The sequence below is a fragment of the Psychroserpens ponticola genome, assembly GCF_023556315.2.
GTDB lineage: Bacteria > Bacteroidota > Bacteroidia > Flavobacteriales > Flavobacteriaceae > Psychroserpens > Psychroserpens ponticola.
In genome coordinates, this window is the sequence record NZ_CP116221.1 from 347,132 (window position 1) to 373,304 (window position 26,173).

Annotated in this window: 27 protein-coding genes; 20 read left to right on the forward strand and 7 right to left on the reverse strand. The window is 32.4% G+C overall.

The features are described from left to right. The first annotated feature begins 1 nt into the window (after position 1). The 5 genes from MUN68_RS01425 to rlmN all read left to right on the forward strand — a co-directional run bounded on the left by MUN68_RS01425 (position 2) and on the right by rlmN (position 5,877). On the forward strand, positions 2 to 2,023 hold the full coding sequence (locus MUN68_RS01425; protein ID WP_249995094.1) for a DUF3857 domain-containing protein: 2,022 nt from the start codon (positions 2 to 4) through the stop codon (positions 2,021 to 2,023). Then, positions 2,024 to 2,350, forward strand: coding sequence for a nucleotide pyrophosphohydrolase (locus MUN68_RS01430; protein WP_249995093.1), 327 nt, complete (start codon positions 2,024 to 2,026; stop codon positions 2,348 to 2,350). Between the two features lie 2 nt (positions 2,351 to 2,352). Then, positions 2,353 to 3,573, forward strand: a complete 1,221-nt coding sequence (locus MUN68_RS01435) for a 3-phosphoshikimate 1-carboxyvinyltransferase (protein ID WP_249995092.1) — start codon at positions 2,353 to 2,355, stop codon at positions 3,571 to 3,573. Positions 3,574 to 3,648: 75 nt separating this feature from the next. Beyond that, positions 3,649 to 4,698 (forward strand): tRNA preQ1(34) S-adenosylmethionine ribosyltransferase-isomerase QueA, encoded by a 1,050-nt coding sequence (gene queA, locus MUN68_RS01440; protein ID WP_249995091.1) that lies wholly within the window; start codon positions 3,649 to 3,651, stop codon positions 4,696 to 4,698. 138 nt (positions 4,699 to 4,836) lie between these two features. Beyond that, complete coding sequence (gene rlmN, locus MUN68_RS01445; RefSeq protein WP_249995090.1) at positions 4,837 to 5,877, forward strand: 23S rRNA (adenine(2503)-C(2))-methyltransferase RlmN; 1,041 nt, start codon at positions 4,837 to 4,839, stop codon at positions 5,875 to 5,877. Between the two features lie 48 nt (positions 5,878 to 5,925). Here the strand turns inward: rlmN and MUN68_RS01450 are convergent, their stop codons facing one another. Together MUN68_RS01450 and MUN68_RS01455 are read right to left on the reverse strand one after the other, a co-directional pair. Beyond that, a complete protein-coding gene (locus MUN68_RS01450) occupies positions 5,926 to 7,227 on the reverse strand; it encodes a T9SS type A sorting domain-containing protein (protein ID WP_249995089.1) in 1,302 nt (433 codons plus the stop codon). A 60-nt stretch (positions 7,228 to 7,287) separates the two neighbouring features. Then, on the reverse strand, positions 7,288 to 8,556 hold the full coding sequence (locus tag MUN68_RS01455; RefSeq protein WP_249995088.1) for an aryl-sulfate sulfotransferase: 1,269 nt from the start codon (positions 8,554 to 8,556) through the stop codon (positions 7,288 to 7,290). A 92-nt stretch (positions 8,557 to 8,648) separates the two neighbouring features. Between MUN68_RS01455 and MUN68_RS01460 the strand changes: the two genes are divergently transcribed. The 5 genes from MUN68_RS01460 (at position 8,649) to dnaG (ending at position 14,333) form a co-directional block, all read left to right on the forward strand. Further along, a complete protein-coding gene (locus MUN68_RS01460; protein WP_249995087.1) occupies positions 8,649 to 9,626 on the forward strand; it encodes a polyprenyl synthetase family protein in 978 nt (325 codons plus the stop codon). Between the two features lie 140 nt (positions 9,627 to 9,766). After that, complete coding sequence (locus tag MUN68_RS01465) at positions 9,767 to 10,330, forward strand: RNA polymerase sigma factor (RefSeq protein ID WP_249995086.1); 564 nt, start codon at positions 9,767 to 9,769, stop codon at positions 10,328 to 10,330. Continuing rightward, the gene (locus tag MUN68_RS01470) at positions 10,317 to 11,105 is read left to right on the forward strand and encodes a hypothetical protein (RefSeq protein WP_249995085.1); all 789 of its coding nucleotides are present in this window, start codon (positions 10,317 to 10,319) and stop codon (positions 11,103 to 11,105) included. The genes MUN68_RS01465 and MUN68_RS01470 overlap by 14 nt, the downstream gene beginning before the upstream one ends. A gap of 60 nt (positions 11,106 to 11,165) precedes the next feature. Further along, positions 11,166 to 12,263 (forward strand): hypothetical protein, encoded by a 1,098-nt coding sequence (locus MUN68_RS01475; RefSeq protein ID WP_249995084.1) that lies wholly within the window; start codon positions 11,166 to 11,168, stop codon positions 12,261 to 12,263. 102 nt (positions 12,264 to 12,365) lie between these two features. Further along, positions 12,366 to 14,333: a DNA primase gene (gene dnaG, locus MUN68_RS01480; protein ID WP_249995083.1), complete on the forward strand. Its 1,968-nt coding sequence runs from the start codon at positions 12,366 to 12,368 to the stop codon at positions 14,331 to 14,333. Here dnaG and MUN68_RS01485 read toward each other — a convergent pair. Together MUN68_RS01485 and nadE are read right to left on the reverse strand one after the other, a co-directional pair. Then, positions 14,330 to 14,959 carry a response regulator transcription factor gene (locus tag MUN68_RS01485; RefSeq protein ID WP_249995082.1) on the reverse strand — a complete coding sequence of 210 codons (630 nt, stop codon included), beginning with the start codon at positions 14,957 to 14,959 and terminating at the stop codon, positions 14,330 to 14,332. The genes dnaG and MUN68_RS01485 overlap by 4 nt on opposite strands. 127 nt (positions 14,960 to 15,086) lie before the next feature. After that, positions 15,087 to 15,875 carry an NAD(+) synthase gene (gene nadE / locus MUN68_RS01490; RefSeq protein WP_249995081.1) on the reverse strand — a complete coding sequence of 263 codons (789 nt, stop codon included), beginning with the start codon at positions 15,873 to 15,875 and terminating at the stop codon, positions 15,087 to 15,089. Positions 15,876 to 15,979: 104 nt separating this feature from the next. Here nadE and gldB point away from each other — a divergent pair, with 104 nt between their 5' ends. Continuing rightward, entirely contained in the window at positions 15,980 to 16,939 is a 960-nt protein-coding gene (gene gldB, locus MUN68_RS01495) for a gliding motility lipoprotein GldB (RefSeq protein WP_249995080.1), read from the forward strand. Then, positions 16,939 to 17,277 (forward strand): gliding motility protein GldC, encoded by a 339-nt coding sequence (gene gldC, locus MUN68_RS01500; protein ID WP_249995079.1) that lies wholly within the window; start codon positions 16,939 to 16,941, stop codon positions 17,275 to 17,277. The genes gldB and gldC overlap by 1 nt, the downstream gene beginning before the upstream one ends. Positions 17,278 to 17,473: 196 nt before the next feature. On the opposite strand, the gene MUN68_RS01505 is transcribed toward gldC, so the two are convergent. Together MUN68_RS01505 and MUN68_RS01510 are read right to left on the reverse strand one after the other, a co-directional pair. Further along, entirely contained in the window at positions 17,474 to 18,274 is an 801-nt protein-coding gene (locus MUN68_RS01505; RefSeq protein ID WP_249995078.1) for a hypothetical protein, read from the reverse strand. A gap of 147 nt (positions 18,275 to 18,421) precedes the next feature. Beyond that, positions 18,422 to 19,144: a hypothetical protein gene (locus MUN68_RS01510; protein ID WP_249995077.1), complete on the reverse strand. Its 723-nt coding sequence runs from the start codon at positions 19,142 to 19,144 to the stop codon at positions 18,422 to 18,424. A 160-nt stretch (positions 19,145 to 19,304) separates the two neighbouring features. On the opposite strand from MUN68_RS01510, the gene MUN68_RS01515 reads away from it, so the two are divergent. Further along, positions 19,305 to 19,919 carry a DUF4230 domain-containing protein gene (locus tag MUN68_RS01515; RefSeq protein WP_249995076.1) on the forward strand — a complete coding sequence of 205 codons (615 nt, stop codon included), beginning with the start codon at positions 19,305 to 19,307 and terminating at the stop codon, positions 19,917 to 19,919. Here the strand turns inward: MUN68_RS01515 and MUN68_RS01520 are convergent. Continuing rightward, positions 19,914 to 20,219 (reverse strand): rhodanese-like domain-containing protein, encoded by a 306-nt coding sequence (locus MUN68_RS01520; protein WP_249995075.1) that lies wholly within the window; start codon positions 20,217 to 20,219, stop codon positions 19,914 to 19,916. The two genes, MUN68_RS01515 and MUN68_RS01520, sit on opposite strands and share 6 nt — an antisense overlap. An 88-nt stretch (positions 20,220 to 20,307) precedes the next feature. On the opposite strand from MUN68_RS01520, the gene MUN68_RS01525 reads away from it, so the two are divergent. From MUN68_RS01525 to MUN68_RS01555, 7 genes are all read left to right on the forward strand, one after another. After that, positions 20,308 to 20,877 carry a TetR/AcrR family transcriptional regulator gene (locus MUN68_RS01525; RefSeq protein WP_249995074.1) on the forward strand — a complete coding sequence of 190 codons (570 nt, stop codon included), beginning with the start codon at positions 20,308 to 20,310 and terminating at the stop codon, positions 20,875 to 20,877. Positions 20,878 to 21,014: 137 nt separating this feature from the next. Next, positions 21,015 to 22,088, forward strand: coding sequence for an FAD-binding oxidoreductase (locus tag MUN68_RS01530; protein WP_249995073.1), 1,074 nt, complete (start codon positions 21,015 to 21,017; stop codon positions 22,086 to 22,088). 213 nt (positions 22,089 to 22,301) lie between these two features. After that, complete coding sequence (gene paaA, locus MUN68_RS01535) at positions 22,302 to 23,258, forward strand: 1,2-phenylacetyl-CoA epoxidase subunit PaaA (protein WP_249995072.1); 957 nt, start codon at positions 22,302 to 22,304, stop codon at positions 23,256 to 23,258. 99 nt (positions 23,259 to 23,357) lie between these two features. Further along, positions 23,358 to 23,645 (forward strand): 1,2-phenylacetyl-CoA epoxidase subunit PaaB, encoded by a 288-nt coding sequence (gene paaB / locus MUN68_RS01540; protein WP_249995071.1) that lies wholly within the window; start codon positions 23,358 to 23,360, stop codon positions 23,643 to 23,645. Positions 23,646 to 23,776: 131 nt separating this feature from the next. Beyond that, positions 23,777 to 24,532, forward strand: a complete 756-nt coding sequence (gene paaC / locus MUN68_RS01545) for a 1,2-phenylacetyl-CoA epoxidase subunit PaaC (protein WP_249995070.1) — start codon at positions 23,777 to 23,779, stop codon at positions 24,530 to 24,532. Between the two features lie 122 nt (positions 24,533 to 24,654). Further along, positions 24,655 to 25,155: a 1,2-phenylacetyl-CoA epoxidase subunit PaaD gene (paaD, locus tag MUN68_RS01550; protein ID WP_249995069.1), complete on the forward strand. Its 501-nt coding sequence runs from the start codon at positions 24,655 to 24,657 to the stop codon at positions 25,153 to 25,155. Between the two features lie 150 nt (positions 25,156 to 25,305). Beyond that, the gene (locus tag MUN68_RS01555) at positions 25,306 to 26,088 is read left to right on the forward strand and encodes an enoyl-CoA hydratase-related protein (protein WP_249995068.1); all 783 of its coding nucleotides are present in this window, start codon (positions 25,306 to 25,308) and stop codon (positions 26,086 to 26,088) included. The last annotated feature ends 85 nt before the right edge of the window (positions 26,089 to 26,173 follow it).

Here is a 26,173-nt window from a genome sequence, read left to right on the forward strand (position 1 = left end):
AATGAAAAAATTAGTAATAATTGCTGTTCTAATTATCGCTCAAACACTCACTGCGCAAAACTATAAATTTGGTAAAGTTAGTGAAGCAGAACTTTTAGAAAAATCACATCCAGAATACCCAGATGCTACTGCAGCAATATTGTATAAAAAGCAAAAGGTTAAATTTGATTATCAACAAGGAAAGGGTTTTATTCAGAATAATGAGATTCATCAACGTATTAAAATTTATACAAAAGAAGGATTCGATTATGCTACAAAATCAATTAGTTTATATGTTGGAGGAAATAGTACTTCTAAGGAAGAAGTCTTGGGTTTAAAAGCTTATACCTATAATATTGAAGGCGGAAAAATAATTAAAGACAAGCTAAAGAATGATGGTGTTTTTGAAGAGGAAACAAATAAATATAGGAAAACTACTAAATTCACAATGCCAAACATCAAAGAAGGTTGCATTATTGAGTTTGAGTATACTGTTCAATCTCAGCTCTATGGAATTGATGATATCGATTTCCAGCAATTAATTCCAACTAAAAAACTGGATATTTCTTTAAATATGCCAGAATATTTAGTCTACAAAACATTTTTAAACCCTAGAGCTTCTTATCTTCCTGAGTTTGTAAATAGCAAGAAGAATAGAACTGTTACAATTACAAGTAAAGAGCGCTCAAAAGCTAGAGCAGGCGGAATAACTGAATATAATACATCTAAAATAACTTTTATGGATGTTGTTGTAGAAGCAGATTTATCTAATATTCCTCCCTTAAAAGATGAAAACTATATTGATAACTTGAGAAACTATCAATCTAGGTTGATTGTAGAGTTAGAACGTTTAGAGTTTCCTGGAGATCCTATTCAATATTTTTCTAATACATGGGAAAAAGTAACTAAAAGTATTTACGATAACTCAGATTTTGGTGATCAATTAAAGAAAAAGAACTATTATAAAGATGAACTTGACGCATTATTGTCTGGTGTTCCAGAAAGTGATGCACAGCAAAGAGCAGCTTTAATATTTAATCATGTAAAGTCAAAAGTAAAATGGAATGATTATTATGGTTACACCTCTGATGAAGGAGTTGTTAAGGCCTATAAAACAGGCACTGGAAATAGTGGAGATATTAATTTAATGCTGACATCTATGCTGCGTTATGCAGGTTTAGATGCAAACCCAGTTTTAGTGAGCACTAAAAGTAATGGAATTCCATTAGTACCAACTCGTAAAGGTTTTAATTACTTGATTTCTACAATAAATATTGATGGTAATATTGTTCTCTTAGATGCAACACGTAAGTTTAATACAGCCAATATTTTGCCTACAAATACATTAAATTGGTTAGGTCGATTAATCAAAGAAGATGGTAGCTCAGATTGGGTTGATTTGATTCCTAAAATGTCTTCAAAAGAATCTGTTTCCCTTAATGTGAAACTTAGCGAAGACCTATCTGCTAGTGGTAAAGTTAGACATCAGTATACGGATTATCAAGCAAAAAATATCAGAAACAAGTTTGAAAATCACAATGATGATGAGATTATTGAAAGCTTAGAAAAAGATAAAGGTGAAATTGAAATTTCAGAAGTGAAATTAGACCATATGAATGACGTCAATAAACCAATTAATGAATCTTACAGCTATGTTCTCAATAATGCAATGGAAGATATTGGAGGTAATTTATACGTAACGCCTTTATTGTTCTTAGCTAATAATGAGAACCCTTTTAAAGATGATACACGAGTGTATCCAATTGATTTTGTATATCCTATTGCAGATAAGTTTATGGTTAATATGATGATTCCAGAAGGTTATGCAATAGAGTCTTTGCCTGAGAGTGTAAAGTATCAATTTAATGGAACTGATGGTGAGTTTACTTACTTAGCAAAAGAGAATGGTAATTTTATTCAGTTTATTGTTTCATTAGACTTGAACAAAACCTTAATTTTGCCTTCAGAATATGAGCAATTTAAAGAGTTTTATCAATTAATGATTGAAAAACAGACAGAACAAGTTGTTCTCAAAAAAAAATAAATGGATATCAAAAATGCTCAACTCGAGGTTGATAACTGGATTAAAAAACATGGTGTTCGTTATTTTAACGAATTGACTAATATGGCGCAACTTACAGAAGAAGTTGGTGAAGTAGCTCGTATTATTGCGCGTAGATATGGTGAGCAAAGTGAAAAGGAAAGCGATAAGAATAAAGATTTAGGTGAAGAACTAGCAGATGTTATGTTTGTGGTTTTATGTCTTGCTAATCAAACTGGTATTGATCTTCAGTCTGCTTTTGATAAAAAATTAGATATCAAAACAAAGCGTGACCACGACAGACACCATAATAATCAAAAATTGAAGTAACGATGAACGTTATACTTCAAAAATCGTCAATAGCAAATCAATCATCAATCGTTATTACAGGTTCTAAAAGTGAATCTAATCGATTGTTATTGCTTCAGGCTTTATTCCCAGAAATCAACATTAAAAATCTTTCAAATAGTGATGATACTAAAGTCATGCAATACGCTTTGCAGACTTCAGAAGATCATATAGATATTCATCACGCAGGAACTGCAATGCGTTTTCTTACGGCGTATTTTGCAACTCAAGAACATAGAAAAGTTGTGTTAACGGGTTCGTCTCGTATGAAAGAACGACCAATAAAAATTTTAGTTGAGGCTTTAAATACTCTAGGCGCTGACATAGCATATTTAGAAAGTGAAGATTGTCCGCCTTTGAAAATTAACGGACAACAACTAATTAAAGATAAAGTAACTCTAAACGCAAATGTGAGTAGCCAATATATTTCAGCATTATTGCTTGTAGCTCCTAAACTTACTAACGGACTTGAGTTAACGCTTGAAGGTGAAATAACTTCTGTTCCATATATTAATATGACTTTAGATTTACTCCATCAAATTGGAGTTAAAACCGAGTTTGAAGCAAATGTTATTTCGGTAAGTCCTAAAACTACAAAAGCGGATTCGCAAACATTAATCGTAGAATCTGATTGGTCTTCTGCATCGTATTTTTATAGCATCTTGGCATTGAGTCCTGTTGGAACACAGATTACTCTGTCTTCTTATAAACAGAATAGTTTGCAAGGGGATTCCGCTTTAATTACTATTTATAAAGATTTTGGTGTTGAAACACGTTTTAATAAAAACGCAATTGTTTTGAAAAAGACAGCTGAAAACGTCACTCCTAAAATGTATAATCTTAATAATTCGCCAGACATTGCTCAAACAATAGCTGTGACTTGTCTCGGATTAGGAATAGAATGTCAACTTTCGGGATTACATACCTTAAAGATTAAAGAAACAGACCGTTTAGAGGCCTTAAAAATTGAAATTGAGAAGTTAGGAGGACAAATTGATATTACAGAAAATTCCCTTCATTTATTCTCAAATAAAAGTTTGAATTGTGACGTTTCAATTGACACCTATAATGATCACAGAATGGCTATGGCGTTTGCACCTTTAGCATTAAAAATATCAATTCAAATTAATGAAGCTAATGTCGTTTCAAAGTCATTTCCGTCGTTTTGGGAAGACCTTAAAACCCTCGGATTTAATATTTCTTAATAAAATCAGTCGATTTACTTGACAAGGCCTACTTTGAGATTGTATATTTGCAACTTGAAAAATAAAAAATAACAAATGAAATTATCACACTTCAATTTTGATTTACCAGAAGAATTATTAGCAGAACACCCTTCAGACATAAGAGATGAAGCTAGGTTAATGGTTTTAGATAGAAAAAATAAAACCATTGAACACAAGCTTTTTAAAGATATTATCGATTATTTTCAAGAGGATGATGTGATGATTTTAAATAATACAAAGGTGTTTCCTGCGCGTTTGTATGGAAATAAAGAAAAAACTGGTGCGAGAATCGAAGTGTTTTTACTGAGAGAACTTAACCAAGAACAACGTCTTTGGGATGTTTTAGTTGATCCAGCTAGAAAGATTAGAATTGGTAATAAACTCTATTTTGGTGATGATGATACTTTAGTAGCTGAAGTTATTGATAATACAACATCAAGAGGAAGAACATTACGTTTCCTCTATGATGGATCTTACAGAGAATTTAGACGAAAATTAACCGAACTTGGCGAAACACCATTACCTAAGTACATTAAAAGAGAGGTTGAGCCAGAAGATGAAGAGCGCTACCAAACTATTTTTGCTAAAAAAGAAGGCGCTGTCGCTGCTCCAACTGCAGGTTTACATTTTTCAAAACACTTGTTAAAGCGTTTAGAAATTAAAGGTGTTCACTTACCAGAAGTGACACTTCATGTTGGTTTAGGAACTTTTAACCCTGTCGAAGTTGAAGATTTATCTAAGCATAAAATGGATAGCGAAGAAATCGAAATCCTAGAAGGTGCTGCAGATGTTATTAATAATGCCATTACTGAAAAAAGACGTATTTGTGCTGTAGGTACAACTGCAATGCGAACTGTTGAAAGTTCAGTGTCTTCAAGCGGAACATTAAATGATTATGCTGGATGGACAAATAAATTTATTTTTCCTCCTTATGATTTCAGTATCGCAAATAGCATGATTACTAATTTTCATACGCCAAAATCTACTTTGTTAATGATGGTGTCTGCTTTTGCTGGACACGATTTTATGAAGGAAGCTTATGAGATTGCAGTAAAAGAAAAATATCGTTTCTATACGTATGGTGATGCGATGTTAATTATATAAGTAAATATTTTTTATACAATATTTAACAAAGCCTTGTCTTAAATGATAAGGCTTTGTTTTTTTGTTAAGTGTGAGATCCTTTAATTTCAATCAAATCAAAAAACCTTTGCTTACTTTTGTAACATCATTTATGAACCAATGGAAATAAAAAAGAAAGATATAAGAGCATTAACTAAAGCACAATTGCGTGATTTTTTTGTGAGTCAAGGTGATAAAGCGTTTAGGGGAAATCAGGTTTATGAATGGTTATGGAGTAAGAGTGCTCATAGTTTTGAAGACATGACAAATGTTTCTTTAGAAACGAGAGAGATGCTAGAGACTAATTTTGCCATAAATCATATTAAGGTTGATCAAATGCAACGTAGTTCTGATGGAACGATTAAAAATGCAGTTCGATTACATGATGGTTTAATAGTAGAGTCGGTTCTAATTCCTGCTAAAAATCGAACAACTGCTTGTGTGTCTAGTCAGGTAGGTTGTAGTTTAGATTGTAGATTCTGTGCTACATCGAGACTTAAGCGTATGCGAAACCTTAATCCAGATGAGATTTACGATCAAGTGGTGGCTATTGATAGAGAAAGTAAATTATATCATAACAGACCATTAAGTAATATCGTTTTTATGGGAATGGGAGAACCGCTCATGAATTACAATAATGTGCTCAAGGCTATTGATAAAATCACATCTTCTGAAGGTTTAGGAATGTCTCCAAAACGAATAGTTGTATCTACTTCAGGTGTGCCAAAAATGATTAAAAAAATGGCAGATGATGAAGTGAAGTTTAAGCTTGCTGTATCGTTGCATTCTGCTATAGATGAGGTTCGGACATCAATCATGCCGTTTAATGCGACGTTTCCTCTTAAAGATCTCAGAGAAGCTCTAGTATATTGGTATGCTAAAACAAAAAATAGAATTACTTACGAATATGTGGTTTGGGATGGCATTAATGATACTAAAAGAGATGTTGAAGCTTTAATCGAATTCTGCAAATTTGCACCAAGTAAAGTGAATCTTATTGAGTATAATCCAATAGATGATGGTGAGTTTCAACAAGCCAATTCAAAAGCTTTAGATATGTATGTGTCCATGTTGGAGGCCAATCGCATTACTGTTACTGTGAGGCGATCTAGAGGTAAGGATATTGATGCTGCTTGCGGACAACTAGCAAATAAAGCATAAAAAAAGAGCTACAATTTGTAGCTCTTTTTTAATACATTAAATAAGTTATTATTGCTTGATAACTTTTATAGTTTGTTTTTTACCTTCAGCTGTAATATTTAAGAAATAAATACCATCAAGTAAAGATGTCATGTCTACTTTATTGTTTAACATAGAATTACCTGAAATGCTTTTCACTTGTTTTCCAAGGATATTGAAAATTTCAACAGTTTCAATTGATAATTCTGTTTTAATAGTCAATTGATCTTTTACTGGGTTAGGATACACAGAAAGTGATTGATTTTCAAATTGAGCAACACTTAATGCAGGATCTTCTTCTGTAGTAAAAGTAAATGTACTACAAGCAGCAGCTGCACCAAAGCAATTTGTAGGAGCTATAGACCAAGTATAAGAAGTATTGTAATCTAATCCAAAAATATCGATATCTGTTTCTGGAGTAGCACCAAGTACATTTCCATCAAATGTTATTTGATACGAGTCTGCACCAGCAATCGCATTCCATGATAAATTAACCTCTCTTGACGTATCAGTTGCTTCAACTGTAGCGACATCCATTTGGTTGTCAGTAGGAGCAAGCATCATATTACAAGCAGGAGCAGCTACCTCTGGGCAGTCTATGGTGTTAAAGCTCCATACAGCACTTGTTGTTGTACCAAAACAGTTTATCGCATCAACTTTCCAGAAATAAGTGGTATTAGCAACTCCACCAAAATTAACACCATTACCACTTGTAGCATTTGTTAAGAAGCCAATTTCATCGGCTGCCATTGTTGTGCCAATGAATATCGTAAAGCTATCTGCAGCATCACCTGTCATACTCTCATCCCATGCGAATGTAGTTCCTCCTGTTAGAGTTAATACTACATCAGATAAATCAGCTGGTGTAGGATTTGATACTGCTTCTGGAGCAGCTGTTGCATCACATGTACACGTTGTACATTCAATTGCTGTTTCTGTGTTTAAGTCAGGCCCATCATTACATGCAGCATCCAGAGTCCAAAAAATTGTAATTCCAGCAGTTGTTGCAACAAAAGATACAGAATCAAAACCAGAAACTATTTCTGTTATACCATCAGATGATACCGTAATGTAAGTCATTGCGCCTGGTGTGTAATCTGGATCAGTTTGATCAGGAGTAGCAGTAACAGTATAGGACTCACCAATTACTAATCCATCAAGAACTGAAAATTCATTTTGTGGCCAGTTATCTTCAGCTATCTCTTGTGGACCAGGTATAGCGCCTAAAGTAACTGTTGTTGGTGGATACTGGTAAACTGGGTCAAAACATTGGCTATAAGACCAAGACACAGCTGTTAAACAAAATAAAAGTAATAGAGTAATTTTTTTCATAATTTTCGTGTTTTAAATTGATTATTAAACAAATATAGTAATTTTTAGCTTTGTGTGGTTTTATTGTAAATCTAAGAATGACAATGCGTTGTCATCTTGATAATAATTATAACCACGCCACATATTTGTGTTTTGACTATTATATTTCCACGCAATAACACCATCTTGAGTTATTTCCCAGAAACCATAAGCGCCATCACAAATAAGCGTATTACCATTTTTTAGTCTTACGGCTCCTGAAATAATACGAGAATACATCGTTGGGTCTGTGAATTCCCAAACAATGTTTGGTTCATTATTTGTGTTTGGAAGTAAATTAAAAGGGACTGGTAACTCTAATTCATAAACAGCAGATTGTTCTAGATTATTATCCTTATTCACAAAAACAAGCATGTTATCTTTTCCTGGAACATCTTTTTCAATCAAATTTGGAAAATGATTATTGTAGAATAAACGATTTCCAATACTATTATAAGCTTCAGGATTTCCAAAGCGGTATACCAAATCACCTCCTTTATTATAATTTCCTCCAGTATTTGAAGCAGCTTCAATTGTAGTTGTACTATGGTCTATGACCCAAATTTCACTGTAATTATTGACACTTAAGTAAATAATATCGTTTGTTTCATCATAATCAATACCATTGGCATGCATGATATCTCCTCCATTGGCACTACTATTATAATTGATGTCAATGCGTTGTGGGTTTTCGTTTATCGATCCGAAATTTAAGTCGTTTGCATCAAAATCTTGTATTATATGGTCAAAACTATTCCATTTCCAAACAATTTGATTTGTTGTAGGATTTACTTCTACTAAAGTTTCAGGAAAAATGTCATCAGCTACATTAACACCATTAGTTTGTGCTACTAATCCGTAAACACGTTCCCAAGCAATAAACAATACATTGCCATTTGGTAGTAACTCAACATCGTGATGAGCGATATAATTGTTTGAGGCATATGTGTATTGCCATTCTACACCAGAATTTGAATTTAATATTTTTATGGTTCCTCCAGATCCACCAAAACTAATGTCTGGACCAAACACCTTAAACATACCTATTAAATTTCCATCAGGTAACAGTTCTAAATCATTACCTAAATTAGTATCAAAATCCCATTGATGTAAACGTTGCCCTTGTTTGTTTAATAAATATGAAGTGTTTCCGCCATTTTCAATAGCTAGAACTAAACTATTTTCTATCAGATTTTCTTCGTAAACTTCAATGTTTTCTGATAAATGAAGTTGATTTATAGTTTCTGAATCATCATCATTGTTACAACTTATGAAACTGAAGATAAAAACAAACAATACTATTTTTTTCATAAAAAAAATTTAACTTAAATATATGCATTTTTTGCATTCTAAATCTAATGACTATTCTTTTTTTTACTAGGTTTGTTAAAAGTTGACTTCACTTGAAAATAACGGAACAAATAAAACAACCCATTGCCTATGAAATGGAACTTTTTGAACAAAAGTTCTTGTTGTCTATGTCAAGTAAGGTGGCCTTATTAAATCGAATCACACATTATATCGTAAATCGAAAAGGGAAACAAATGCGTCCTATGTTTGTGTTTCTGGTTGCTAAAATGGTTGATAATGGTCAGGTAAGCGAACGGACTTATAGAGGTGCTTCTGTAATTGAGTTGATTCATACAGCCACTTTAGTGCATGATGATGTTGTAGATGATAGCAACAGAAGACGTGGTTTTTTCTCAATAAATGCACTCTGGAAAAATAAAATTGCTGTTCTTATTGGTGATTATTTGTTGTCTAAAGGATTATTACTGTCTATTGATAATAACGATTTTGACTTGCTGAAGATTATTTCGGTTGCAGTTAAAGAAATGAGTGAAGGCGAATTGCTTCAAATTGAAAAAGCCAGACAACTTGATATTACTGAAGAAATTTATTATGATATTATCCGTCAAAAAACGGCTACTTTAATTGCAGCTTGCTGTAGTCTTGGAGCAGCATCTGTTAAACCAAATTCTCAAGATGTTGATACTATGAGGAAGTTTGGTGAACTTATTGGTATGGCATTTCAAATTAAGGATGATTTGTTCGATTATGGAGAAGAAGCTATTGGTAAACCTACTGGAATAGATATAAAAGAGCAAAAAATGACCTTGCCGTTAATTCATGTTTTGAATAACTGCTCTATAAAAGAAAAAAAGTGGTTGATTAATTCTATTAAAAACCATAATAAAAATAAAAAGAGAGTTAAAGAGGTTATTGCATTTGTCAAACAAAACAACGGATTAGAATATGCTGTTACTAAGATGAAATCCTTTCAGCACGAAGCATTACAACTACTAAATACATACCCGGAATCTCAATATAAATCTGCTTTACAACTCATGGTAAATTACGTTATTGATCGTAAAAAATAAAAGGTTGTTAAGTTGATTTAAATGTTATAGAAGTACATTTGAAATTCAATAAAAACAGCTCAATAATTTTTTTTTAGCTACTAGGCAACCATTTGCACAATTCTTGCGTCTTTATAAATAGAAGACCTAAACTAGCACATTTGAAAGTTATTCATTTACATAACAACAACACTGCACTTTTAAAAAAAGCAGCCAAAAACAATCGTGAAGCGCAACACGAATTGTATAAGGTTCATGCACCAAAAATGTTAAGTGTTTGTAGGTATTATATAAAGGATATTCAAAATGCAGAATCTGTAATGCTTAATGGTTTTTTAAAAGCGTTTACAAATTTGAAAAAGTTTAAGCATCAAGGAAGTTTTGAAGGATGGCTGCGGAAAATAATGGTAAGAGAATCTATTTCTTTTTTACGACAACTGAAAAAAATAGAATTTTCAATTGAAGAGGTATCCATTCCACAAAAATATTCTAATAATATCAACACTGAAATTGAAGTTGCGCAAATTCAACAATTAATTGACGAGCTTCCTGAAGGTTACAAAATGGTATTTGTGATGTATGCAATTGAAGGCTACAAACATTTTGAAATAGCTCAAATGCTTAATATTTCTGAAGGAACTTCTAAATCACAATTATTTAAAGCACGACAAATGCTTCAGAAAAAAATTAAAGAATTAAATAAAACGAGTTATGGCACCAATTAAATTTGAAGACAAACTAAAAGACAAGCTCGAAAATAGAACCTTAGAGCCAACATTAGCTGCCTGGAATACTTTGGCAGACCGATTAGATAAAGAAGAAAAAACGAACAATAACACTAGATTCTGGTGGATTGGGATAGCTGCAAGTATTGTAGGTGTCATTCTTGTAACGACTCAGTTTTATAAAAGTTCTACTACTGAAGATGTACTACCAATTGTTGTTGAAACAAATACAGGTACTCAAAGTGAAACGGAATTAATCCCTGAACCTAATCCTGTCGAAAACATCGTAACAAATACAGCATTAGAGAATAAAAATACAGAGAAGATAAATGCAACTAAAGTCGCTTCAGCGTCAAATAATAAAACTCTAAATACACAGAAAGTAGTTAAAGAGAAAAAAAATCTACTCCAAGAAGAACCTGAAAATGTGATGGCTTCAGTACAGAATGATAAAACGAAAAGGAATGATAATAGTCCAGTAGAAGTCCTATCTAATGAAGACTTAAAAATTATTGAAGTTGTTAACGTAATAAAACAGCTTCAAACCAATGAATCATCAGTGACTGATAAAGAAATAGATTCACTTTTAAAACAAGCTCAAAGAGAAATTTTAAAGCAACGTATATACGATGAAACTACGAGAACTGTTGATGCCGATGCATTACTTCAAGACGTTGAAGTAGAGTTGGAGCAATCGTTTAGAGACAAAGTATTTAAAGCCTTAAAATCTAGTTATACTTCGGTAAAGACTGCAGTTGCCGAACGTCGAAACTAAAAAAAAATCATCAATCAAAAACGAATAGTTAAACAAAACATCAATTAAATTACTAACATTATGAACACTATTACTAAACATGTAGTGCTGCTAGTCCTATGTCTAATTGCAAGCACAATTACTGCACAAGAACAACAAAAAGATTCCATCGCAAAAGAAACAATTCCGTATGTAGAAAACGGTTTAAAAATTGATAGATTGGAAGAAACTAAAAAAACGATTGCTAATGAAGAACGTGATTTTTTAAAACAAGAAGTCGAAACGATTAATCAGCGATTAGACAAAGGTGATATCACTAGTGAAGAAGCTGAAAATCTTAAAAAGGAAGCCGCTTTAAAACATGCAGCAAATATTGAAGATCGTATTGCTATTATTGATGCAAAGATTAATCTTCTTAAACGAAATCCTGGAATTAAGCATATTGCAGATGAAGAAAACAACGCTATGTCTATTAATATTGGTTCTAGTGGATTTTTAATAGACTTTGCAAAAGGGAAAAGAAAACCACCTAAATATGATATTCGTACGTCTAACAAATTATTATTCTCAATAGGGTTTAATAACGCTATTGGTGATGGTCAAGATTTGAGCAATACACCTTATGAGCTTGGTGGTTCTGGGTTTGTTGAGTTAGGATGGATTTGGGAAACACGTTTGTCTAAGACTTCTAATTTTGCAAGAATCAACTATGGATTTGCCTTTCAATGGAATAAACTCAATGTAAAAGATGATTTGTATTTTGTTCAAAATGGAGACCAAACTACACTTGAGGAGTTTCCTGTTGAACTTAGGAAATCACAACTTAGAGTCACTAATTTGGTGTTCCCTGTTCATATTGAATTTGGACCTTCTAAATTTAAAGATTATGGTAATAGAATCCGTTATTCAACATATAATAAATTTAAAGTTGGACTTGGAGGTTATGCTGGAGTGAGATTAGCCACACAAAGTAAATTGCGTTATAAAGAAGATGGAGATAAAGTAAAAGACAAATCAAGACGTAGTTTTAATGCCTCTACTTTTGTTTATGGATTGAGTGCTTATGTTGGTTATGGCCAAATATCACTTTATGCAAAATATGATTTAAATCCATTGTTTAAAGACCAACTTGTTGAACAACATAATGTATCTTTAGGTCTAAGATTTGATTTACATTAGATAGAAAACTAATTTTCTTAAAAAGCTTCATTACCATTAGTAATGAAGCTTTTTTGTTAGCTAATAATATCCTAAATTTACCATTCAATTTTATTTAATCATTTGATTTCACAAAGAAGTATAGAACAAGTATTTGAAACCGCTCGAGTTGAGGAGGTTATTGGTGATTTTGTGCAATTAAAAAAATCAGGTAGTAACTTCAAAGGCTTAAGTCCATTTAGTGATGAACGTTCACCAAGCTTTATGGTGTCACCTGTTAAGCAAATCTGGAAAGATTTTTCTAGCGGAAAAGGAGGAAATGCAGTAACGTTTTTAATGGAGCATGAACACTTCACTTATCCTGAAGCGATTAAATATTTAGCTAGAAAATATAACATTGAAATTGAAGAAACTGAACAAACAGACGAGCAAAAGTTAGAGGCTAATGAACGCGAAAGTTTGTACTTAGTTAACGAATTTGCGAATGAGTATTTTCAAAAAGTCATGCTTAAAACTGACCAAGGACAAGCCATTGGACTGAGTTATTTTAAAGAACGTGGCTTTACAAATGAAACGATTAAAACATTTAATTTAGGATATTCCCTTAACGAATGGCATGCATTTACTGATGCAGCATTAAAGAAAGGATATCAATTAGAGTTTTTAAATAAAACGGGACTTACTATTGTAAAAGAGGAAAAGAAATTTGATCGTTTTAAAGGTCGTGTAATGTTTCCTATTCATAGTATGAGTGGACGTATTTTAGGATTTGGTGGACGAATTTTAAAAACGGATAAAAAAGCAGCTAAATACCTAAATTCACCTGAAAGTGAAGTCTATCACAAAAGTAAAATTTTGTATGGTTTATTTCATGCAAAACAAAGTATTGCAAAGGAAGATAATTGCTATTTGGTTGAAGGGTATACAGATGTAATTCAGTTTCATCAAACCGGAATTAAAAATGTCGTAGCATCCTCTGGAACAGCATTAACACCAGAACAAATTAGACTTGTAAATCGATTAACAAAAAATATAACGGTTCTTTTTGATGGTGATGCTGCAGGAATTAGAGCGTCTATTAGAGGTATTGATCTCATTCTAGAACAAGGTATGAATGTTAAAGTCTGTACGTTTCCAGAAGGTGAAGATCCAGATAGTTTTGCAAAACAAAATACGCTAGAAGAGTTGGCATCATATCTAGATAATAATGCTAAAGATTTTATTCAGTTTAAGGCTTCTTTATTGGTTAAAGAAGCAAATAATGATCCTATTAAAAAGGCCGAAACGATTAGAGAAATTGTTAATAGTATCTCTAAAATTCCAGACCAAATAAAAAAGGAAATCTATATCCAAGAGTGTTCACGAATCATGGATATTAGTGAAGATGTGTTATTTAGCACCTTGGCTCAAATCAATAAAAAAGAAAATCAGGAGGCAAACAAAGTATATAAAACGCAACAAAAAGCATTTCAAGTTGTAAAACCTGAGGTTAAAGCACCTAAAATAGATTTACAATACGAGTTAGAACGCAAAATCATTGAAATATTATTGCTCTACGGAACTAAAACAGAAGATTTTGAAGATTTAGTTTTAAAGGAAGGTGATGATGGCGAATTACAATTAGAACCTGTGGTTCATAATGCGCGCGTTTTTGAAAAAGTCTACTTGGATTTACAAGAAGATGAAATGCAATTTACAAATGCAATATTCAAAACATTGTATTATTCAATAATTGATACCTTACATCAAGAGTCTGAATTCTCTACACGAAACTTTGTAAATAAACTAGACCAAAGTTTAGCTGAGGAAGTGACCACTATTTTAATGAATGACGAACGTTATAATTTGCACGATTGGGAGCGCAATCATATCATTCCAAAAGAAAAACAACATAGTATTTCGCAATTGGTAAATCAGACTATTTTAACATTAAGATGCTATTTAATTGATAAAAAAGTTGCTGAATATCAAAATGAGACATTAAAAGAAGATTCAAACTCAAGAAGTATTCTAGAAGATGTCAAAGATTATCTAGGTCTTAAAATGTTGCTCTCAAGAAAGCTTGGAAAAGTCATTGGTGGAAAAGTTTAAGTAATTTCCATATGCTTGCCTTGGTTGACAAGATCTATTAAATTGGTAACATTCAATTTTTTGAATAATCTAGCTTTGTAGGTGCTAACGGTTTTTTCATTAATATCTAGTTCTAAAGCAATTTCCTTATTCTTTTTACCTGAAGACAATAGTTTTAAAACTTCTACTTCACGAGTTGATAGTCGCTTGTAAATTCTGCTTTTTGATTTTTTGGTATCATTATATTTAAGATGTTTTGACATTTTTTCACTTAAATACAAATCACCTCTATGAGCAAGTAGAATTGCTTTTTCGATAACTTCAGTAGATTCTGTTTTTGATACATATCCAGAAGCTCCAGCTTTTATAGTGCTAATCGCATATATTTCTTCAGGATGATAACTAAACATTATAATGTTAATGCTACTGTGCTCTTTCTTAATGGCTCTCAATGCAGTAATGCCATTAAGTTCAGGAAGATCAATTTCTGATATGATAACATCGACCTGATGACGTCTTACAAACTCAAATATTTCAACACCACTTCCAACTGTTCCAATAACTTCTATCTCATTGTGTTCCTTAAATAAGAGTTCTAAACCAGTCCTTATTATTGGATGGCTGTCTACTACTAATACCTTAATCATGATATTTATTTTAGTTGGTTACTAAGTGCCAGAACCTAATTAGATTAAGTTCTAGAATGTGGAGACAACAACGTAAAAATAGAAAAAAAATAATAAGTACGGCTTTTTATAGTGATTAATTCATTGATTATTTTAAATTCTTAGGAATTTCGCAAATTGGTATAGGCACCATTTTATGTTGATTATTACTATTATATCGCGAAAATATTTGAAAAGCGTCGCGTTGTCTTCCTTCAAAATCATCAGCGGTTTTGCCTTCATCTTTTTGCTGCATTGCCCATTCTAATTCTGGATATGTTGCTCCAATTTGATCTTCATCACTTCTGGCATCACCAAAAAGACCATCGCTTGGTGCAGCTTTCATTATTGATTCTGGGACGTTTAAAAGTTTGCCAATGTCATAAACTTCAGATTTTAGTAAATCAGCAATCGGACTTAAATCAACGCCTCCATCACCATACTTTGTGTAAAATCCAACACCAAAATCCTCAACTTTATTGCCTGTTCCTGCTACTAATAGACCTAAAAGTCCAGCATGATAGTATAAAGTGGTCATTCGTAATCTTGCTCTAGTATTTGCTAATGCCATATCAACAGTACTCTGCTTACCTTCAAGTGAGACCTCTGTTTTAAATTCTTCAAATACTGGTGTTAGGTCAGTTTTAATGTCCTTAACATTTGGAAAACGTTGCTTTAATTGTGTAATGTGTTCTTGAGCTCTGCTAACATGACTTGCAGCTTGATGAATAGGCATTTCAATACATAAAAGGTCTAAACCTGTTTTTGCACAAAGAGTTGAAGTTACAGCAGAGTCAATTCCACCGGAAATACCAATCACAAAGCCATTTACTTTTGCGTTTGTAGCATAATCTTTAAGCCAGTTTACAATATAATCAACAACTTTTTCTGTTTGCATTTTTATAGAATTTAAATGAAAGAATAGTACCTTTGCAAAACAAAAATAAAGCAATGACGTTAGTTATAAAAATTAATAATGCTTAAGTTTTTTTGAACATAGATATGAAAAACATTTGTTGTATTCTTTTCTTATTATTAACTGTTTATTCTTGTAAAAATGAAGATCAAGTGGAAACTGAAATTTCTAAAATTGATGTCAACCTTATGGTTGAACGTTTTGATCGTGCATTTTCAGAAGCTCGTCCTCAAGATTTAGAACAACTCAAGAAAGCATTTCCTTTTATGTTTTCTAAATACGTTCCTGATTCTGTTTTTATAGCTCGAATGAAAGATACTTTACAGAATGAATTATTGAATGAAGTACATGAAAAATTTAATGATTTTTCAACTATTGAAAGTGAACTTACTGGGCTTTTTCAACACTTAAAGTATTACGACCTTACGTTTTCTGAACCACGTGTGATTACCTTAACCAATGATGTAAAGTATAGAGATAAAGTGATTGTTACAGATACAATTGTACTTATTCCTCTTGATAATTACCTAGGCTCAGAACATGAGTATTATGCTAATATTCCAAAATACATTACACAAAACATGAAGCCTTCTCAGATTGTTTCTAATCTCACATCTGACTATGCTGAACGTTATATATTTCAGCCTCAAAAGAAAACTCTTTTGGATGATATGGTCTATTTTGGGAAGCAGTTATATTTTAAAGATAAAATGATTCCGTTTAAAACGGATGAGGAAAAAATAGGATATACTCAATTACAATTAGAATTTGCTAAGAACAATGAAGGTGAGATTTGGACCAACTTTATTGAGAATGAATATGTGTTTAGTACTGATAATACTTTACCTAGTCGCTTTATAGCAGATGCACCTTTTTCAAAGTTTTATTTGCAATTAGATAGAGAATCTCCAGGACGTCTTGGTCAATATATTGGCTGGCAAATTGTAAGAGCCTATATGAATAATAACAATGTGCCTTTTTTAGATATGTTGAAAAAAGATGCCGTTGAAATTTTTAATAATTCGAATTATAAACCACCAAAATAATGGCAAAAAAACATACTTCTAAAATAGAACTCAACGTTTCACTTGACGAAAACAGAGTGCCTGAGAAATTGCATTGGACTGCTCAAGATGGAGGGATTTCTAATGCTGAAGCGAAAGCGATGATGCTTGCTGTTTGGGACAGTAAAGCTCAAGAAACTCTTAGAATTGATCTTTGGACTAAAGACATGCCTGTTGATGAAATGAAATTATTTTTTCATCAAACCTTGGTTGAAATGAGTAAGACGTTTCATAGAGCTACTCAAGATGAAAAAATGTCGGCAACTATGATGGATTTCTGTGATTATTTTGCAGAAAAATTAGAGTTGAAAAAGAAATAATAATTTAATCATAGATTAAAGCTTTGGTCATGTAGTAATGTGATAAACTTGTTATTTTTGTCTTGCTGTCAATTCAATTTGAAATTACATTAGTTAGACTTCATATGTCGAAGGAAACTAATGTTTTTTTATTAAATATATCTAGCAAAACAGCACTTTTAATATTTATGTTTAATTGCTTTACGAGTGTTAGCGTTTATGGATTGTAAGAGCTTGTTTCCATATTTGTTGAAGCATAAATAGGTATCACATTAAAGAAATTTGACTTATCTGTTTTATAATACACTGGATTTCTTAGTTGCTTAGGCATAAACTTTGAAGTGTTGTAAATCTCATAAATTATTAATTTATTATTTTTTCCGACGTTCGATTTTAATTCTAACTTGTTTTTAGAAATCAATTTGGCAATATCGTCTTTGTATTCCAGCCTCATAGATTTGCTCGATCCAAAACCAGAATTACTTTCAGATACAACCCAGTAATAATGTGAACTGTTATTTGTTTTAGTGTTTTCTGGTGTTATATTAGATGCTAATCCTTTTTCCTCTAAATCATGTACATTTTGAACTGATGTTGTAATACCGTCAGACTTGTCCTTGGTTTCAATATCCTTGAAGTCACTAACTTTATAATCTATATTTTGTTCCTTTTGGTCTGAAGCTGTAATTTTTATAGCTTCACTTTTCTCTAAATACATTATAATCCATTTTTTGTCTATTTTGGCTTGAATAACAAAATTTCCTATGGGTAAAAATTTAAGGTCAACTTTAGCCTTATTGCTATTAATAACTATACTTTTTGAAAAGTTTTTGTTAAAAATATCTATGATGTGGATTTGCTGATTTTTACTTTCTAATATAAGGCTGTCCCTTTTCTTATTAAGGCTTTGATGTAAAGTACTCGCTTTGTAGTTTACATTTTTATGAAAAGTAATTTGCTGGCCATAGCTAAATAAAGTGTATAGCAAAGCTGCTACAATGTAGGTGTTTTTAGTCATAGTTTGGGGCTATAATTAAATCTAATATAGTTAAAAATAATGAGATATGCCAATCTCAGTCTCGATTTGTATTCGATTAGGCTATGTGTGAAAGTAATTTAACCTTGATTTGAATGCAATTATTTGAAAGCTTCGTTTTAGAAGGTTTTAAGGCTTAGAGGTATCCTCTTTTTCATTATTTGATGCATAATAGGGTTCTGCATTGAAGAATTTTGATTCTTCAGCAGATTTATAATATTTAGGATTTCTAAACTGTTTATTCATGAATTTTGATTTATTATAAATCGTATAGACAAGTAGTTTATTATCTTTTCCTACGCCAGATTTTAATTCTAATTTATTTTTTGAAATTAATTTAGCTACATCTTCCCTGTATACTAACGTCATAGATTTACTTGATCCAAAATTAGAATTACTCTCAGATACAACCCAGTAATAAAGGTGGTTTTCCTCTTTACCAATAATATTAGCATTGTGATTTGATGCTATTTCTTTATCAACTATAATATTTCCCATTTGGTCAGAAGATGCAATCTTCATGGTTTTGTTTTTATGCAAATACATGATTATTAGGTTTTTGTCCACTATAGCTTGAATAACAAAATCTCCTACTGGTAATGTTTTAAGGTCAATTTTAGTTTTATTACTGTAAACATCAATACTTTGCGAAAAGTTTTCGTTGAAAATATCAACTTGACTGATTTGCTTGTTTTTGCTTTCGAGTAAAAGACTATCTCTATTTTTGTTCAAATTTTGTAGTAATGTACTTGCCTTGTAGTTTACATTCTTTTGGAAAGTTATTTCCTGACCATAAGCCAAAAAGGTGGTAATCATTAAAATTAATATTGATAAAGACAATCTTTTGTTCATTTTGTTTGTGTTTGTTTTAAAAGAATTATTTAATTCGGGTCATTCATAATTTAGACACTTACATTTCGAATTGGTCACAATTATTAGCTGTTTAGTTGAAGATTTTGTATAAATTTAATGTCCATTAGTAATGATCATTTTTTAATAATTAAATTAGCACATGCGAAAAATATTTTTTGGTGTCTTTATTACTTTAGTTGTCTTGTTTACTTTTAAATATTGTGGAGATATAAAGGAAGATAAAATCACTTTGCGAGAGCATTCAGCTCTCATCAATAAACAAGTCAAAAACGTAGGTAAATTGGTAGTTACCGAAGGTCATTTTAGTGAGGTGTTTACTTATGAAAACTCAAAAACTGTTTTTGGAGATTGGTTAGAAGCTGAAAAAAGAGCTGTAGTCATCGTTAATGCAGATGTCACAATTGGATATGATCTAAGTTTGATTGATTATCAAATTGACGAACTAAACAAAACTTTACACATTAAAAGCATTCCTAAAGAAGAGATTAATATCAATCCCGATTTTGAATATTACGACATACAAGCAGATTTTTTTAATCAATTTGAAGCTAAAGATTATAATGAAATTAAAGAGATTGTAAAAACGTCATTAATGAAAAAAATTGAAGATTCAGAATTGAAATCTAATGCAAAAAATAGATTGATTAGTGAGTTGGCTAAATTTTATATATTGACCAATTCTTTAGGTTGGACATTAAAATTTAATGATACACCAATTACTAATTTAGACAATATTAATGGTTTTAAACTATAGTTTTTTACTTAAACTAAGCCATCCTCCTCCATTCATTGCTTCAATACCTTGAGTTTTTAGAATACTAGCAGCACTGCCAGAACGCATACCACTTGCGCAACATGTAATCACTGGTTTGTTCAGTTTTTTAATATCACTTATTTTGCTTTTAATAATTTGCAAAGGAATGTTTTTAGACCCAGGAATTGCACCTTGATTATATTCACCTTCAGTTCTTACGTCTATTATTAAAGCATCTCTCGATTGAAAATCTTTAATTTTATCACTCTTGTTTCCAAATAATGTGTCTAATAATCCCATATTTTTATTTTTTTACAAATTACATACAATTATTTCAAAAGGTTAGTAACAATAGTTACAACTTATTTTTTTTATCTTCCTCAACAATATGAAAACAGAAACTAGAAAAGATGAAATTATAAATACAGCCTCAAAACTTTTTAAAGAAAAAGGGTACAGTGCTGTTACAATGCGCGATTTGGCTACTGCTATGGGAATTAAAGCCGCTAGTCTTTATAATCATATCAATTCTAAACAAGACATTCTAAAGGCTATTATCATTTCTATAGCTGAAGAGTTCACTTCAGGAATGAATACCATTATCCATTCTGAAGTCACTAATATTGAAAAATTAAAGAAAATTGTTTCGCTTCATGTCTATATTACGTCTCATAATACAAATGGTATGGCATCTTTAAATAATGATTGGATGCATCTCGAAGATCAATTAGACTACTATCTTCAGCTTCGAAATGAATATGAAACGAACTTTCTTAACGTCATAAAAAATGGTATTTCAACTTCTGAAATTAAAAGTAGCAATCCCGAAATTATCATGTTTTCTATGCTAACCACTTTGCGATCATTGTATTTATGGATTCCTAAAAAAGAAGAGCTTTACGCAAACGATTTAGCTCACAGCTTAAGCGAAGTCCTCATTGAAGGAATTAATACCTAATTAAGAATTATATTTGTATCTTTGTTTCCTTAACTAACAAGTGTTAGTTAAGTTTGTCATTCCTGAGAAATCAGGAATCTTATCAATGAAAATTGAAAGTTTAATTTAAAGTTCGCACGTTCTATACGTGTCACAGTATGGCAGAATTTTACAATTTAAAAGTTGCAGATATTTATAAGGAAACAGAGGATACTTCAGTAGTAACTTTTACAATTCCTTCAGAATTACAAGACGCATTTAAATTTAGACAAGGACAGCATTTGACCTTAAAAGCTGATATTGATGGCGAAGATGTTCGACGTTCATACTCCTTATGTTCAAGCCCATTGGATAAGCAATGGAAAGTCGCTGTAAAATTAATTCCTGGCGGAAAATTTTCAACTTACATCAATGATAACGTTAACATTGGAGATCAACTTGAAGTCATGGCGCCAAGCGGAACGTTTGGAGTTCCCGTTAAGCCTGAAGAACAAAAAAATTATCTATTTTTCGCTGCAGGAAGCGGAATTACTCCTGTTTTGTCAATGGTGAAGGCGCACCTTAAAGCCGAACCAAATTCAACTTGTAAATTGTTTTATGTCAATAAAACAGCAAAATCCATTATCTTTAAAGAGGAACTCGAGCAATTGAGAAATACCTATTTCGGAAGATTTGAAATTTATTATTTCTTAACCAAAGAACGTAGAGATATCGATTTGTTTAATGGACGTTTTGATGACGAGAAAATGCAAGTCCTCACAAAAACATTTATCGATATTCCTGATACTAGCGAAGTGTTTCTTTGTGGTCCAGAAAACATGGTAAACTATGTAAGTGAGTATTTAATAAACAAAGGATTACCAAAAGAATTAGTGCATTTTGAATTGTTTGTAACAGGTCTGTCAGAAGAGGATATAAAACGAGTAGAACGCCTAGCACAACAAAATGTCGAAGGCGTAGAAGTGACCATTGTCGATGGAGGAAAAGAATTTGAATTTACCATGACCAAAGACTATGATAATATTCTCGATGCAGCTCTTGGTGCTGGAGCCGATTTGCCTTTCGCGTGTAAAGGTGGTGTTTGTAGTACCTGTAAGTGTGAAGTGATTGAAGGTGCTGTAGAAATGAAAATTAATTACGCGCTAGACGAAAAAGAAGTCTCGCAAAATTTGGTTTTAAGTTGTCAGGCTGTACCAACAACAGATAAAGTAGTCGTCGATTTCGATGTTTAAAATAAGTATAGCGTTACCCAAAAGGGTCAGGCTCTCGCAAGTCGCTATCAAAGATGAGCTCCAACAATTGCTCCATCCTTAACGCAAAGCGAAAGTCTAATAAAAATAATAGGTCATTCCGAGTTTAGTCGAGGAATCTTAAATATATTTTGAAAAAGAAAGAAAAAGTTCAACTAGCTAAAGGCCAAAAGCTAATAGCGAATAGCTGTTAAGATGAGTGAAGAACAAATAAAAAATCTAGAAGCACAATTCGATAAACGTATCGCAAGAGACGAAAAAATCGAACCTAAAGACTGGATGCCAGAAAAGTATCGCAAAACACATATCAGACAAATGTCACAGCATGCACATTCTGAAATTGTCGGCATGCTTCCTGAAGGCAACTGGATTACAAGAGCGCCTTCTCTAAGACGTAAAGTGGCTTTGCTTGCTAAAGTTCAAGATGAAGCAGGACATGGATTGTACTTATATTCAGCTTGCGAAACTCTAGGAGTGTCAAGAGATGAATTGTATGAGCAATTGCACTCAGGTAAAGCCAAATACTCAAGTATTTTTAATTATCCAACCATCACTTGGGCAGATATGGGAGCCATTGGCTGGTTGGTTGATGGTGCAGCTATTATTAATCAAGTACCTTTGTGTAATACGTCCTATGGTCCTTATGCTAGAGCAATGATTCGCGTGTGTAAGGAAGAAAGCTTTCATCAACGTCAAGGGTATGAAATCATGATAAAATTGGCTAACGGAACGCCTGAGCAAAAAGAATTGGCTCAAGATGCACTTAATCGTTGGTGGTGGCCAAGTTTAATGATGTTAGGTCCTACAGATGCAGAGTCTATTCACACTGAACAATCCATGAAATGGAAATTAAAACGTAAGTCTAACGATGATTTACGTCAGCAATTTATAGATCAAACCGTTCCTCAAGCTGAATTAATCGGACTCACAATTCCAGATCCAGATTTAAAATGGAATGAAGACAAAGGAAGTTATGATTTTGGTGAAATAGATTGGGATGAGTTTTGGCAAGTTGTAAAAGGTCATGGACCTTGCAATAAAGAGCGTATGAAAGCTAGAGTTGGAGCATGGGAAGAAGGCGAATGGGTTCGTGATGCAGCAATGGCTCATGCCAAAAAGAAACAAGAAAGAACACAAAAACAAGCAATTTAAATTTTTATCGTCTGTTCGAGTGATTTTCTGTCAGATTGAGCGCAGTCGAAATCTAAGAAAATTGTATCGAGAACTATTTAATAGAAATAAAATAAAACTATGTCAACAAAAAACTGGCCTCTTTGGGAAATCTTCGTAAGAAGTAAAAACGGATTAGAACACAGACACTTTGGTAGCCTTCACGCTACAGATGCAGAAATGGCACTAGAGAATGCAAGAGATGTTTACACTAGACGAAACGAAGGTGTTAGTATTTGGGTTGTAGAATCTAAAAATATAACAGCATCTAATCCTGAGCATAATGGAGAAATGTTTGAACCTGCTCAAGATAAAGTATATCGTCATCCAACATTTTATGATTTACCAGACGAAGTAAAACATATGTAATGCTAACGTTATTCTGAACTTGTTTCAGAATCTCAATAATAAAAGAAACGTCACTTCGAGTGATTTGTGAGGAACGAGCAAATCGTATCGAGAAGTAATTAAAAAGACAGCCGCTTTTGTGGAAAATTTATATGAAAAACAAAAATCTATACAAATACATTCTTGGTATCGCAGATAACAGCCTTATCCTTGGTCAACGCCTAGGAGAACTCTGTGGTCATGGACCAAGTTTAGAAACAGATATTGCTTGTACTAATATTTCATTGGATTTATTCGGACAAGTACGAAGTTATTTTCAGTATGCGGCAAAAATTGCAGGAGATAAAAGAACAGAGGATGATATTGCCATGCTTCGTAAAGAACGTGAGTATAAAAATGTTTTACTTGTAGAACAACCTAATACTAATTTTGCGTATTCGATTGGACGTCAGTTTTTATTTGATGTCTATCATTTAGCATTTCTAGCTGAATTACAAAAGAGTACAGATTTAACGCTTTCTGCAATTGCAAATAAGTGTATTAAAGAAGTGAGTTATCATGAGCGTTTCTCTTCAGATTGGGTAAAGCGTTTAGGTGATGGTACTGAAACAAGTAATCAAAAAATGCAAGATGCTATTGATGCTTTATGGACGTATACTGATGAATTATTTCATCAAACTGAAGCTGATAAAACTATGGTAGCTGAAGGAATTGGTGTTGATGTAACCAAACTAAAAGAAAATTATTATAAACAAGTAAGTCTTCTTTTAGAAGAAGCAAACCTTCAAATTCCTGAATCTAAATGGTTTCAAAAAGGAGGAAAAGAAGGCATTCATACAGAACATTTAGGATATTTATTGAGCGATTTGCAATACATGCAACGTACATATCCAAATATGGAATGGTAAGAGATATTTGATTTGTCATCCTGAACTTGATTCAGGATCTCATCATAAAACAAAAAAAATACGTCACTTCGAGTGATTTGTGAGGAACGAGAAAATCGTATCGAGAAGATTGGAAAGCAAAAATGATTACAACAGAACAAAACATAGATGACATCTTAATTCCAATCTTGGAACAGGTTTCAGATCCTGAAATTCCAGTATTGTCTATAATGGATATGGGAGTTGTGCGTTCTGCTATAATTATTAATGATATTGTGAAAGTCGAAATCACTCCAACTTATAGCGGTTGTCCAGCAATGGATGTGATTGGTGACGATATCAAAAAAGAATTAAAAGATGCAGGTTATGAATCTGAAATTGATTTGATTTTGCATCCAGCTTGGACAACCGATTGGATTACGCCAAGAGGACGAAAAGCACTAGAAAATTATGGTATAGCAGCACCTTTAGAGGCTGAAGCAGATAAAGATGTATTGCTAAATGGAAAACGAATTGTAAAATGTCCACAATGTGGATCAACAAACACACGACTAGTAAGTCAGTTTGGTTCAACAGCATGTAAAGCACAATTTCAGTGTGAGGATTGCCAAGAACCTTTTGATTATTTTAAGTGTTTAAAGTGAATGGTATTCTGAGCGTTAGTGAAGAATCTCATTAAGAATAAACAATTAACGTCAGTTCGAGTGAAATTGCTCTTTTTGCAATTTTGTATCGAGAACACACAAAGTTTTGTCATTCCTGCGAAAGCAGGAATCGACTGTAAAAGAATAAATATGAATAAAAGTATTCAGCTAAAAATTGAAAACAAAATAGCGTACATCACGCTCAATAGACCAGAAGTGTTTAATAGTTTCAATCGTGAAATGGCATTTTTGCTTCACGACACGTTAGACGCTTGCGAAAAAAACGATGATGTAAGAGCAATCGTACTTACAGGAAACGGAAAAGCATTTTGTGCTGGTCAAGATTTAAAAGAAGTGACAGATCCTGACCTAAATCCTGGATTCAAAAAAATACTCGAAGAACATTACAATCCAATTATTACAAGAATTAGAGCTATAAAGAAACCAATTATTGCTGCTGTAAATGGAGTAGCAGCTGGAGCAGGAGCTAACATTGCTTTAGCATGTGATATTGTGGTTGCTCATGAAAAAGTGAGTTTTATTCAAGCTTTTAGTTTAATTGGTTTGGTTCCTGATAGTGGCGGAACATTTTTTTTACCACGATTAATCGGATTTCAAAAAGCACTAGCTTTAGCAATGTTAGGCGATAAAATTTCAGCAGGTGACGCTGAAAAAATGGGAATGATTTACAAAATACTTCCGCTAGAAAATTTTGAAAAGGAAGTAAATAAGCTAGCTTTAAAATTAGCCAATATGCCAACTAAAGCTCTAGGTTTTATTAAAGAATTATTTAATCAATCAATGACTAACGATTTAGATGCCCAATTGGTATTAGAATCTAAATTGCAAATTGAAGCAGCACAAAGCGAAGATTACGCAGAAGGTGTTGCAGCATTTATTGAAAAACGTAAACCAGAATTCAAAGGAAGATAGATGTCATTAAGAGCAAAGCGAAGAATCTTATTAGGTCTTGATTACAAATAATACGTCAGTTCGAGTGAAATTGCTTTTTAGCAAT